General features: G+C 56.6%; 14 protein-coding genes. 11 read left to right on the forward strand and 3 right to left on the reverse strand.

Annotated features, from left to right (window positions below; genetic code table 11):
• Nucleotides 1–4: 4 nt before the first annotated feature.
• The 3 genes from VLY20_00955 to VLY20_00965 all read right to left on the reverse strand — a co-directional run bounded on the left by VLY20_00955 (nucleotide 5) and on the right by VLY20_00965 (nucleotide 2324).
• Nucleotides 5–1075, reverse strand: coding sequence for an HD domain-containing phosphohydrolase (locus VLY20_00955; GenBank protein HUK55208.1), 1071 nt, complete (start codon nucleotides 1073–1075; stop codon nucleotides 5–7).
• Between the two features lie 125 nt (nucleotides 1076–1200).
• Nucleotides 1201–2127 (reverse strand): site-2 protease family protein, encoded by a 927-nt coding sequence (locus VLY20_00960; GenBank protein ID HUK55209.1) that lies wholly within the window; start codon nucleotides 2125–2127, stop codon nucleotides 1201–1203.
• Nucleotides 2128–2141: 14 nt separating this feature from the next.
• Nucleotides 2142–2324 carry a hypothetical protein gene (locus VLY20_00965; GenBank protein ID HUK55210.1) on the reverse strand — a complete coding sequence of 61 codons (183 nt, stop codon included), beginning with the start codon at nucleotides 2322–2324 and terminating at the stop codon, nucleotides 2142–2144.
• 165 nt (nucleotides 2325–2489) lie between these two features.
• Here VLY20_00965 and VLY20_00970 point away from each other — a divergent pair, with 165 nt between their 5' ends.
• The 11 genes from VLY20_00970 to gap all read left to right on the forward strand — a co-directional run bounded on the left by VLY20_00970 (nucleotide 2490) and on the right by gap (nucleotide 12599).
• Nucleotides 2490–2732 carry a sulfurtransferase TusA family protein gene (locus VLY20_00970; GenBank protein HUK55211.1) on the forward strand — a complete coding sequence of 81 codons (243 nt, stop codon included), beginning with the start codon at nucleotides 2490–2492 and terminating at the stop codon, nucleotides 2730–2732.
• A 105-nt stretch (nucleotides 2733–2837) separates the two neighbouring features.
• A complete protein-coding gene (locus tag VLY20_00975) occupies nucleotides 2838–3425 on the forward strand; it encodes a DsrE/DsrF/DrsH-like family protein (protein ID HUK55212.1) in 588 nt (195 codons plus the stop codon).
• Nucleotides 3426–3493: 68 nt separating this feature from the next.
• Entirely contained in the window at nucleotides 3494–3916 is a 423-nt protein-coding gene (locus VLY20_00980; GenBank protein ID HUK55213.1) for a hypothetical protein, read from the forward strand.
• Nucleotides 3913–4074 carry a hypothetical protein gene (locus VLY20_00985; GenBank protein HUK55214.1) on the forward strand — a complete coding sequence of 54 codons (162 nt, stop codon included), beginning with the start codon at nucleotides 3913–3915 and terminating at the stop codon, nucleotides 4072–4074. Before VLY20_00980 ends, VLY20_00985 begins: the two co-directional genes overlap by 4 nt.
• Nucleotides 4075–4166: 92 nt before the next feature.
• Nucleotides 4167–4817 (forward strand): CPBP family glutamic-type intramembrane protease, encoded by a 651-nt coding sequence (locus tag VLY20_00990; protein HUK55215.1) that lies wholly within the window; start codon nucleotides 4167–4169, stop codon nucleotides 4815–4817.
• A gap of 126 nt (nucleotides 4818–4943) precedes the next feature.
• Complete coding sequence (locus VLY20_00995; GenBank protein HUK55216.1) at nucleotides 4944–6524, forward strand: RDD family protein; 1581 nt, start codon at nucleotides 4944–4946, stop codon at nucleotides 6522–6524.
• A gap of 36 nt (nucleotides 6525–6560) precedes the next feature.
• Complete coding sequence (locus VLY20_01000) at nucleotides 6561–8093, forward strand: YifB family Mg chelatase-like AAA ATPase (protein ID HUK55217.1); 1533 nt, start codon at nucleotides 6561–6563, stop codon at nucleotides 8091–8093.
• A gap of 31 nt (nucleotides 8094–8124) precedes the next feature.
• Nucleotides 8125–8445, forward strand: coding sequence for a PilZ domain-containing protein (locus VLY20_01005; protein HUK55218.1), 321 nt, complete (start codon nucleotides 8125–8127; stop codon nucleotides 8443–8445).
• A 60-nt stretch (nucleotides 8446–8505) separates the two neighbouring features.
• Entirely contained in the window at nucleotides 8506–8889 is a 384-nt protein-coding gene (locus tag VLY20_01010) for a PilZ domain-containing protein (protein ID HUK55219.1), read from the forward strand.
• Nucleotides 8890–9063: 174 nt separating this feature from the next.
• Complete coding sequence (locus VLY20_01015) at nucleotides 9064–11478, forward strand: PBP1A family penicillin-binding protein (protein HUK55220.1); 2415 nt, start codon at nucleotides 9064–9066, stop codon at nucleotides 11476–11478.
• Nucleotides 11479–11594: 116 nt separating this feature from the next.
• Entirely contained in the window at nucleotides 11595–12599 is a 1005-nt protein-coding gene (gene gap, locus VLY20_01020; protein ID HUK55221.1) for a type I glyceraldehyde-3-phosphate dehydrogenase, read from the forward strand.
• Nucleotides 12600–12613: the final 14 nt, after the last annotated feature.

The raw sequence follows: 12613 nt of genomic DNA on the forward strand, positions 1-12613 counted from the left end.
GACGTTATTTCTTTGAGTGAGGATCCCGACCCGCTCGCTGGCAGTCCAGCCAATCGCGCTGGGAGATCTTTAGAAAGACTTCCACCACTTTGGGATCGAATTGCGATCCCGAACAGTGGAGGATCTCGTCCCGGGATGCCGGGTACGTCAGCGCTTTTCGATAAGGCCGATCGGTGGTCATGGTATCAAAGGCGTCCGCAACAGAGAAAATGCGTGCTCCCAGGGGGATCTCATCACCGCGAAGTCCTTTTGGATACCCCTTTCCGTCAAAGCGTTCGTGATGACTGACGACCGTTCGGGTGGCCCCTTCTAAAAAGCCGATCTGTTTGAGAATGTTGTATCCGATCGAAGGGTGGCGCTGCATTTCGGTCCATTCTTCGGCGGTGAGCTTACCGGGTTTCAGGAGAATATTATCGGAAACCCCGATCTTGCCGATGTCGTGCAGAAAGGCCCCCCGATAGATGTCCAGACGGTCCGACTTCGAAATGTCGAAGGGCTCCGATAACAAAAGGGTGTATTGCGCGACTCTTTTGGAGTGATTGCCGGTTTCGTGTTCACGCGCATCCAACGCGGCGACCAACGCCTCCAGGGTATGGTCATAATTGAGCTCAAGCTCCGCGAGCGTCTCCTGAAGCCTGGACGTTCGCTCAACGACTCTGGCTTCAAGTTCCTCCTGGTAGTGCTTGTTTTCGATGACCAACCGTCTTTTTTCCAAAGCGCTTTGGGTCGCCAGCGTTACCTCTTCCAGATGAAGGGGTTTGATGAGGTAGTCGTATGCTCCAAGCTTGAGGCAATTGATCGCGATCTGGGAGTCATCCAGCGCCGTGATCATCAGGACGGCCGTGTCCGGCCACTTGGCCTTCAAGGCCTCCAGAAGCCAAACACCGTCCCGTCCGGGCATTCGGATATCCGTGATGACCAGGGCGTGGGGGTCGGTCTCCAACACGCCTATGGCGGACTGCGAATTTTCTGCGACGGTGCAGGAGTATCCGATCTTGGAGAGATGGCGGGACAGGATCGTCCGGATGTTGGGTTCGTCGTCTACAATTAGGATCTTTTCTGTTTTTTGATGCATGCGATCCGACCCTTTACTGATTCAAGAAAGATTGCTCCCCAAAGAATAGCAAATTTCGGCCGCCTGTCAAGGGTTTGCAGATCAAATTGAAAACCGTTGACGGGGATGGTCATTCCTCCAATCGGCTATCCCATAAATGGGGTTGGTGTGAAGGTTACGACGAAGATCGCAAGCGAGATCCACCCGACGATCTGCCGGCTCCGGCTTAGAGGACGGTCGGTATCCAACACCGGCGGGTGATTGATTCCGAAGATGAGGGGGAGGATGGCCCAGAGAAGCCAGCCCGGCCAGCCGTAAATGCCCAACAGGATCAGCGTGGGAATCATGATTAGTGAAATCGTCCGATGATGCCGGCCGAGAATGGCATACACCACATGCCCGCCGTCCAGTTGGCCGATCGGGATCAGATTGAGGGCCGTGACGAACATTCCGATCCAGCCGGCGAACGCAATCGGGTGCAGCAGCACGTCATAATTAACCGGAAGAGGACCGATGGTCAGACGGGACATCATGGAAAAAATCAGCGGTGTGCCGAGTTTCATCCCTTCGAGCGTTGAAACCTCGACCACTTGAGAATAGTGCAGTCCGATTCCCACGGCAACGATCGCCACAATGAATCCGGCGATCGGTCCGGAGGCGCCGATATCGATCAGCGCCCGCCTGGTCGGGATAGGCGAGGTCATTCGAATGAAGGCGCCGAAAGTCCCGATAATTGACGGGGCCGGGATGAAGAAAGGTAATGTGGCACCCACCCCGTGATAGCGAGAGGTGAGATAATGGCCCATTTCATGGGTCAGGAGGATGGCCATCAGAGTGAAGGAAAACGGGATCCCTTGGACCAATTCGACCGGATGTTGGAAAACCTGCGCGCCCTGTTGAATCGCGCCGGCCAAGAGCGTCGTGAAGACCGTCGCGATGAAAAGCAGCGTGTTGACCCAGGGAAACCGTTTGCGGACCTGTGCATTGTCCGTCGGCCGAAACATTCCGGTATCCGGCATCGGGGGTGAAACGGGTTCTTCCATGGGAATGCGATGCACAAGCGGTCTTTCCATGAAGGGGCTCTTCTTTAGGAGTTTACGGCTTTGCGGATCTGTTGGATGCCATCCATCGGGAGTGTGACCCAGTCCAAGGCCATCTTGAGATAGATTTCGTCTTCCGAAGCACCGACCAATTCGCCACGGTAAGTCATGGCGTTGTAAATTACTTCGACCTGCTGCCCCCTCAAGCTTTCCAGTTCGTCCATGATCATCGGTTTATCATAATCCATTCCATGCGAAATTTCAATGGTGAAGCTGTCCCGGTCGTGGCCAAATCAAGTCTTGACTTAACGTCGGAGGGCGGACTATGATAAATTGCATATAAACCGACGGCCTCTATAGATAACTTTATAAAAAAACGGAGAGGAGCGATCAAGATGTCCGATACGATTAAAGTGGATCAAACCTTGGATTGTAAAGGACTTCTCTGCCCCCTTCCTGTGATCCGGACGAAACAGGCCATCGACAAGATGATGATCGGACAGGTTCTGGAAATGATTTCGACCGACCCGGGTTCGGTGGCCGACATGGCGGCCTGGTCGAAACGGACCGGACATGAGTTGCTGGAGCACCGGCGGGAAAACGGCTTGTTTCAATTTTTTATCCGAAAAACAAAGTAAGGGGCGGGTTCGCAGCTTTGCCATGACAGGCCCGATGAGTAAGGGCATCTGAGGACTTTACAGATTATAACCGCACGGACCGCACAATAAAGAAGGGGTTCCATTATGGCAACCACACTGGATAAGAGTTTGAATGACCTGATCGAAGCGAAGGTCAGGGAGATCGTTGATCAACGGGTCGGGACGCTGGTGGAGGAAAAACTTAAAAAGGAGAAGGAAAGTCGACGGAAGCGGCTGGCGATCGCGGTGGTTTCAAAGGGAACGATCGAAACGGCCTACGCCGCGCTGATCCTGGCCACGACGGCGGCGGCACTGGATATGGAGGTCGGCGTTTATTTTTCATTTTTTGGTCTGAACATCCTTAAAAAAGGGAATCAGGATTCGTTGAAAGTCGTCCCCTTGGGAAATCCGGCTATGCCGGTCGCGATGCCCAATATCGTGAGCGTTCTGCCCGGGATGACGGCCTTGGCAACGCTTATGATGAAGCGGGAGATCAAAAAGAAGAAGATCGCCACGATTCCCGATCTCATGCAGATCGCGCTCGAAACGGGAGTCAAGCTGTGGCCCTGCCAGATGGCAATGGACATGTTTAATTTAAAGAAAGAAGACCTGATCGACGGTCTGCCGGATCCTGTGGGCGCCGCGACCTTTTTGGAATATGCGGGCGAGGCCGATATCACTCTATTCATCTAACGTCTTCCGCGTCTTTGATGCACCCACGGCGGATTGACTTCCCCGTGGGTGTTTGTTATCCTCCCGGCATGAAAAAAAACAAGGGGAAATTCGTCATCTTCGCCCACAGCGGCACCTACGATAAACTTCATCAAACGGCCACGATCGCCTTAACCGCGGCCGCCATGGGGAGCGAGGTCTATATCATTCTGTTTTTCTGGGCCTTGAAAAAATTTTACTCGGGCCAATTGGACCATGCCGATTTTCCGGTCGAGTACCAGCCCTGGAGCCATAAGATCACCCAGCTCATGAAGGAGAAAAAAGTTCCACCCATCAGCGAGATGCTCCGGGAGGCGCGGGGGATGGGGGCCAAGGTAATCGTCTGCAGTGCCGGGCTGGAATATATGGATATCAACGACAAGGCGCCGAAGGACGGCCTTATTGACGATGTTTGGGGGCTGCCTCAGGTGTTGACCATGGTGGAGGGCGCCGCGACCGTTCTGTATATATGAAACAGGATCCCTCTCAACGGTACAGTCCATCCGTGCTTCCGCCGCGGACCTGCGATATTTGCGGGCAGGAGGCCGAGAAATTCTTCCCGGTCTACTCCGGAACGGACATCATGACCATCTGCGCCGACTGCAAGACCGATGTGGCCGGCGGGGAGTAGACATCGCCGACGGTCTCTCAGAACCTGAAGCCGGTTCTACGGTGGCTCTAGGATTCGGTTCATCCTCCGATGAAACGGCGAGCCGATCTCGGATGGAGCGGTGGAGCGGACTTGCGATCGTCCCGGTCGTCCTTACATTCACCTACTCCCTTTGGTCCCCGTCGCTCCCGGCATCGTTATGGTCGAGTCTGGTTCCTCAATCCGTCGCCTATGTCTGTCTGGGGATTTGGGCGGGCGTCAATGACCGCCCGCTCGATCGCCTGTTTATCGGCACTCGCCATCTTAAAAGAAGCCTTTGGCTCGGAACGCTCGTCGGCTGCTTCACCGGACTCATCAATTTGTGGGTCATTGTTAAGCTGACGCCCTGGTTGGGATACAGTTTTGGTTTCCTTCGCGACACGCCGCATGCGCGAATGCCGTTCGCGTTGATGGTTCCGTGGGGCATCGTCGTGATCGCGGTGTTCGTCGAGGCGGACTTCCGGGGGTTCATTCTGGGGAGAATCACGGCGCTGTTGGGCGACAGACCGTACGGATCGACCCTCGCCGTGATCCTTTCGGCTTTTGTTTTTTCTCTGGATCCGTTCATGATAACGGTCTTTCGGGGTTATCACTGGCTGGCGCTCACGGATGGTTTGATCTGGGGCGGGCTGTTGCTGGGGACCCGAAACTTGTTTTCCACAATTGCGGCGCATGCGGTTGAGGTGATATGGGTTTATTCCGTCCTCTGGATTTTTTATCGGTGATTGGTTGGGATTCGATGTTCCAAGCCGCCGCAGCGTCGGTTCCATCGACGGCCCGCGGTGGCGGTTTTTATTGCAAACCGCTTTGGAACTTCTTATAATGAAAACTCGTTCGGACGGGATTGCATCATGACGACGGATCATCAGGATCGGGTTCGTTTCTGGACGCGCCGATTTGCGATCCCGATCGGATCGGCCGTGATCGCCGGCCTGTTGATGATCGGGGCCTTCCTGCATTTGTTTCATCGCATACCCGTGCCGCAATTTCCGGCCGCCGGTTTCAACCTTCAAGCCGCCGGGCTTGGAAATCGGAGCTACCTTTTTCTGACGCGGCGCGACCCGTCCGCCGCCCCGTCCCAGGAGAGCTGGTGGATGAAGACGGTGGAAGACGATCGGATGCAAGGCGAATCGGAGGTCAAACCGTTTCAATCCCTCGTGGCTTTCTCCGACAAACTCTGGTTCTTCAGTCCGGGAATGTACCGGGTCTTCGACGGGAAAGAGTGGCAGCGGTTCGACGCCCCGTGGGTCGGCGATGACCCCATCGTCACCGCGGGACCGGAACGGCTTTTGCTCCTCAGCCGCATCGGGACGGATTTTTCCATGACGTCCTATGCCCATGACGTCTGGGAAAGGCCTGTGCCGGTCGGGATCGATCCGAACGATCGGAACCTGCTCTGTTCGGAACGGTGTTTCTCGCGCTTGGTCATCTTCAAAGACAAGGTCTATTACCTCTGGCTGAAAAGCGGGACCCTCTATTGGTTGACGTGGGACGGCGGAGCATCGGGCCGCGTGGAGTCGCTGGAGCAGACGTTTGGAAAACTGATCCGCTTCGAGGTCCTGTCGGCTCCAGATGGAATATTCATATGGTATATTCCGATGTTGGAAACGGATTCCGCTAACGCCGGTCCAACGGTCCCTCCCATCGGCTTGAACGTTTGGGATGGCAACGGGTGGCACGGCGCGAACCATCTCGGGCGGTCTACCCCCGGTCAGCTTCTGGAGATTTCGGCCTTCCTGGCTCACGGCGAACCGCATCTCGTGGTCAATACCGGAATACAAATCGAGGATATGATGTGGGAGGGAGGGCGGCCGGGACGAACCGCTATTCTGATGGGAGGCGACCTGGGGCCGACCGTTCTCCGTTATCAGGGAAAGGTTTTGTTTCTGTTCCTCTTCCTAATGAGTCTTGCCACGGCCGGGCTGGCTTTCGCGCTGAGTCGGTGGAAGCCGGTTTCGGTGAATTCAGGTCCCTCCTACGCATCGGTGGGGCGGAGGTTGGTGGCGAAGGCCATCGATACCGCCATGGTGATTATTCCCGTCGGGATCTTGGTCGGAACTCGCCTGGATCCGGACCGTTTTCTTTCGCCGACCTCGTTCAAGCATTGGCTGTCGGCCGGCGCGACGGCGTGGATCATCGCTTCGCTCTTGCTTTTTACCTACCATGCCGTGGCCGAAGGTTTCTGGGGGCAGACCTTTGGCAAACGACTCTGCGGGATCGCGGTGACGGGTCAGAATCTGAAACCGTGCACGATTTTGCAGTCCGCCGTCCGCAACTTCCTGCGTTTGGCGGACAGCGTTTGCTTCTACTGGGTGGGGCTGATCAGCATTGCCGCCACCGACCGTTGGCAGCGCTTGGGAGACCTGGCTGGTCGGACCATTGTCGTGCGAACAAAACATAAACCGGACGTTACGGAAGCAGGCGCTCAATGAATGGGTCCTGCGGTACGTCCGCTTGCAGGAGGAATGATGATCGCCAAAATACGGAGCAGCGCCGTCATCGGTCTGGATGCCCTTCTCGTGGATGTGGAATTGGACGTGGCCATGGGTCTTCCGATGTTCACAATCGTAGGACTGCCGGATGCCGCCATTAAAGAAAGCAAGGATCGCGTCCGGGCCGCGCTCAAGAACACCGGATTTAATTTTCCCGTGAAAAAAATCACGGTCAACCTGGCTCCGGCCGATGTCAAGAAAGAGGGCTCGGCTTTTGACCTGCCGATGGCTCTTGGAGTTTTGGCGGCCGAGGGAATCCTGGAACCGGAGTCGGTCAAGAACTATCTCGTGGTTGGGGAGCTGTCGCTCGACGGGCGGATCAAATCGATTCGGGGCGCCCTGTCGATCGCGGTTGCCGTAAAAGGAGCCGGGCTGAGGGAGATGATTCTTCCGGCTGAGAATGCGAACGAGGCGGCCGTGGTGGAGGGCGTCCATGTTTACGGCGTGGAGACGTTGCCTCAGGTGGTTGAGTTTTTAAACCGGAATCAATCCATCATTCCGGTCGCGGTTAACCTTCGGGAGATTTTTTCGGAGAACGCCGTATACAGCGATGATTTCATGGATGTGAAGGGACAGGAGCATGCCAAGCGCGCCATCGAGGTGGCCGCCGCGGGCGGCCATAACCTCCTAATGATCGGCCCGCCCGGCTCCGGGAAGACGATGCTCGCGAAGCGTCTCCCGTCGATCCTGCCCGCGATGAGTTTCGACGAGGCCATCGAAACGACCAAGGTCCATTCCATCGCCGGCCTTCTTCCTGAACGACAACCCCTGCTGGCGGCCCGTCCGTTCCGCTCTCCCCACCATACTATCTCGGACGCCGGGTTGATCGGGGGCGGCCATGTGCCGAAGCCGGGCGAGGTCAGCCTGGCCCACAACGGCGTGCTCTTCTTGGATGAATTGCCGGAGTTCCGGAGAAACGTCCTGGAAGTTTTGCGTCAGCCGATCGAGGACGGACGCGTCACGATCTCGCGTGCGACCGCCTCCTTATCGTACCCCGCCCAGTTTATGCTGATCGCCGCGATGAATCCCTGCCAGTGCGGTTTCTTTACCGATCCGGCTCATGCCTGTGTTTGTACCCCGCTGCAGATCCAGCGCTATCGCGCCAAGGTCTCCGGCCCCCTGCTCGACCGCATCGATATCCACGTGGAAGTGCCGGCGGTTCCCTTCCGGGATCTGTCGGCGGAGCGTGTGAGGGAGGATTCGACCACGATCCGCAAACGTGTCAGCCAGGCGCGCCGATTACAGCAGGAGCGGTATCAGAACGACGGAATATATTGTAACGCGCAGCTGCGGCCCCGGCAACTCAAGAAGTATTGTGTACTTGATGAAGCCGGACGGAAACTGATCGAGCTGGCCATGAACAAACTGGGACTGTCGGCCCGGGCCTACAATCGGATCTTGAAGGTCGCTCGGACGATCGCCGATTTGGAGGTCAAGGAACGGATCGAACCGCCGCACGTCTCAGAGGCGATCCAGTACCGCACCCTCGACCGCAGGGGCATTGCGTAATGAGGGGTTTCCGCTAGGGGAAAGGCTGGGCATGAAAAATCGACGACAGAATCCGCGGCTGACCATTATGGGGATGGTCCGGGTCCGGTTGCCGGGCGATTCAAAAGCCGTGGAAGCCTATCTGGCCAATATCAGCCGGGGGGGCATCGGGATCTATCTTCATAAAAAGACCCGAGTCGGAGAGAAACTCCGGATTGCGGTTCCATCGAAAGACAAAGATGACCAGGAAGAGGAATTCGGTGCCGAGGTGGCCTGGATCTCCCGTGCCGGAGAACTTTACATGGTGGGTGTCCGGTTTGAGAGCATGACCAAAGATAAATATCACGCCGTTCTGACAAGCCTCTTTTCATAAAATCGTGCGGATGTCGGAGGCGCGGCCTGTTAAGTGCCTCTGAAACGATCAGGGGACGACATGGATAACTCCCTTCTGAACAATACGCACAACGCCAAAATATCCCAGCGACGGCAACATCTGCGCCTGACCGCAATGGGCGTGGTGACGTTGACCGTGCAGGGCGAAGAGCCGCAGGAAGCCTATCTTGCCAGCATCGGCCGCGGAGGGTTCGGCGTCTATCTGCACCGTCCGGTTAAGGTTAAACAACTTGTGGTCATGACACTCAAACTGATCGAAGGAGACCAGGACGGACAGGAATTGAAGGTCGCGGCGCGCATTCGGTGGGCCAAGTCGGCGGGCCAGCTTTATATGGTCGGGCTCCAGTTTGAACCGATGTCGGATCAACGCTACAGCCAGCTATTGAGGCATCTCAATGTCATGGAGGAATTACAATTGCCATAGCCGGTCTCTAAGCAAGCGGCGCCCGGTCTTTGCCGGCGGCGCTGTTTAGAATCATCCCATCCGTTTCCATGCGACGTCCAAAACGTTGTATGCGTTCCTTGTGTTCGGAATCCGATTCAAAGTATAATGGAGTGTTTTCAGAGTCGACAAAACGCCGTGGATCTGGAGTGAAATGTGCCGTACGAAGGCAAACACGAAAAAGACAAGATCTTTCCAGCGATCGAGTATGAAGGACCGTCGAAGCCAAAGTGGTCCTGGAAGATCAGGCTGCTGATTATCGCGGTCGCCCTGGCGATTCTCGGGGCGGGCGGTCTGGGCGGGATCCTTTGGTATTTTTCGAGGGATCTTCCGTCCATCGAAACCCTGCGCGAGTACCAGCCGAGCCTCGTGACCAAGGTTTATGGAGAGGATCGCCAGCTCATCGGGCAGTTTTATATCGAGCGACGCGTCGTCGTTTCGTTCAGCCAGATGCCGCCGGATCTTCTCCACGCGATTATCGCGGTGGAGGATTCGCGTTTTTATGAACACAAGGGCATCGACCCGCTGGGCATTCTTCGCGCTCTATTGACCAACATTGAGACCCTCCGCCTCCGTCAGGGGGCCAGCACGATCACACAACAACTGGCTCGTTCGCTCTTCCTGTCGTCCGAGAAAAGCCTCAAGCGAAAGATCAAAGAGGCGCTGCTGGCCTGGAAAATGGAGAAGGTCCTGACCAAGGACGAAATCTTGGAGTTGTATCTGAACCAGATCTATTTCGGGCACGGCGCCTACGGGGTCCAGTCCGCGGCCCGGACCTATTTTGGCAAGAACGTGGAACAGCTCAACCTGGCCGAGGTGGCCTTCCTGGCCGGCCTGCCGCGCGCTCCGACGGAATACTCTCCCTACATCAATCCCGAACGCGCCAAACAACGTCAGGGCGTCGTCCTGCGCCGTATGGTGGAGGAGGGTTTCATTACCGAAGATCAATTCCGCCGTGTCTACCGACAAGACCTCTATTTTCACAAACTCGAAAAAGAAGAAGAGGTCGCACCCTACTTTATGGAATACCTTCGCCAGAATCTGAGCGCGACGTACGGTGAGAACATGGTCTATAAAGGAGGTCTCAGTGTTTATACCACATTGAACCTCGTGCTCCAGAAAGCGGCCACGCAGGCCCTCCAGGAAGGCCTCCGCGACTTGGATAAACGCCAGGGCTATCGCGGCCCGATTGCGCACAAGAGTCCCAAGGAACTGGCTCAGGATCTCGAAACCGGCGCCGGAATCATGGGAATGGCCGTGGTCAATGAAGGGGACGTGATCGACGGGGTGGTCACGGCCGTGGACGAGCAAGGAGCCACCGTCGTTGCGGCCGGCCGGACCGGCCGGATTTCCCCCGACGGCATGGCTTGGGCCAAGAAGAGGCTGAAGGGGCCGGACCTCCTCAAAGATGTCGAGACGAACCCCAACGCCAAGCCGTCCGGTATCCTACATGTCGGCGATGTGATCCGCGTCAAGATTCGAAGGCTCGATGCCCGCGCCAAAACGGCCGTCTTCAGCCTAGATCAAGATCCGGTGGTGGAAGGCGCGTTGATCGCTCTGGATCCGAGAACGGGCGCGATCAAGGCCATGGTCGGAGGGTACGATTTTAAGCGGAGCGAGTTTAACCGGGCCCTCTCGGCCCGTCGCCAGCCGGGCTCGGCTTTCAAGCCGATCATCTACGCCACGGCGATCGAGCGCGGGTTCACACCGGCCACGATCATGGTGGACTCGCCGGTCGTGTTTGTCGATGAGGAACAGCAGAAGGTCTGGCGTCCGGAGAATTACGAATCCCGGTTTTATGGCCCCATCAGCCTGCGGGAAGCCCTGGCCCATTCGAGGAATTTGGCGACCGTGAAATTGCTGGACCGCGTGGGCATCAAAAATGTGGTGGAATTCGCCAAGCGCGTGGGCATCACCAGTCCGCTGACGCCGGATCTGTCGATGGCGCTCGGTTCATCGAGCATGACCCTGATCGAACTTGCCTCGGCCTACGGTGTTTTCGCCAATGAAGGGGTTTACGTGGAACCGATGGCGGTTCTGTCCGTTGTGGATTCGTCCGGCCGAATTCTGGAAGAGCACGAGCCGGTGGCGAACGAGGTGATTGCAAAGGAAACCGCGTATGTGATCACCAACATGATGGAGGATGTGATTCAGAAGGGGACGGGATGGCGAGCCAAAGTGCTGGGTCGTCCCCTGGCCGGAAAGACGGGAACGACGAACGATTTCACGGATGCCTGGTTCGTCGGATTTGCCCCGAATCTTGTGGCGGGTGTCTGGGTGGGGTTCGACGATGTCCGATCGTTGGGCGATCGTGAGGCCGGCGCTTCGGCGGCGCTGCCGGTCTGGATCAATTTCATGCGGGCGGCGTTCGACGTGATACCTGAAATGACCTTTCCGATTCCGGAAAATGTGGTGTTCGCCAAGATCGATCCGCAGACGGGTCTGCTCGCCCCGGAAGGGGCCGATGACGGTGTGATCGAGATCTTTGTGAAGGGCACCGAGCCCACGAAAGTGTCGCATCCTCAGCCCAAGCCCGCCGAGTTTTTTCGAATTGATGCGGGTAATGGGTAGATCAGGGGCGTATCGGGGCAGTTGACTTTTAAGGGCGATTTCACCTACTATAAAAAGCTATTTTTAACAGGATGCGGATTTCCACATCCGTCGTTGAATGCCCGTGAGGATGATTGATGACGATTAAAGTTGGAATTAATGGGTTTGGACGAATCGGCCGTAATCTTTTCCGGTCGACCCTATCCCAACGCGCGATCGAGTTCGTGGCCGTCAACGATCTGACCGATGCCAAGACCCTCGCGCATCTCCTGAAATACGATTCGGTCCACGGGACCTTCCCGGCGGAGGTCCAGGCGAAGGATAAGTCGATCCGGGTGAATGGTCGGCCGATAGAGGTGCTGTCGGAGAAGGACCCCAAAAAACTTCCTTGGAAAGCACTCGGAGTGGATATTGTTGTCGAATCCACCGGGCGGTTCACGGATCGGGAGGGAGCGACCGCGCATCTGACGGCCGGGGCTAGTAAAGTGATCATCTCTGCGCCGGCCAAGGATCCGGATCTCACCATTGTTCTGGGCGTCAACGAGTCGATGTACGAACCGGATAAACATGCCATCGTTTCAAACGCCTCCTGCACGACGAACTGTCTGGCTCCGGTCGCGAAGGTGCTCCTGGACGGTTTCGGCATCAAGCGAGGATTGATGACGACCGTCCACTCGGTGACGAACGACCAACGCCTCTTGGATCTGCCCCACAAGGACCTGAGGCGGGCCCGGGCGGCGCACCTTTCGATGATTCCCACTACCACCGGGGCGGCCAAGGCCCTCTTCCTGGTTCTTCCCCAATTGAAAGGAAAAATGGACGGCATGTCTATCCGCGTGCCGACACCGAATGTCTCGGTCGTGGACCTGGTCGCCGAGGTGGAACGTGACCTGACCGAATCGGAGGTCAACACCCGCTACCGTCAGGCGGCCGAGGGTCCTTTAAAAGGCATTCTTCAGTATACGGAAGAGCCGTTGGTTTCGGTTGATTTAAACGGCAATGCTCATTCGGCGATCTTCGATGCGTCCCTGACCAAGGTTCTGGAAGGACGCATGGTGAAAGTCATTGCTTGGTACGACAACGAATGGGGCTATTCCTGCCGTCTTCGGGATCTTATTGAATACATCGGACAGAAAGGCTAACGCGCATACGACGT

Source organism: Nitrospiria bacterium (assembly GCA_035517655.1).
In the GTDB taxonomy this organism is placed as follows: domain Bacteria; phylum Nitrospirota; class Nitrospiria; order JACQBZ01; family JACQBZ01; genus JACQBZ01.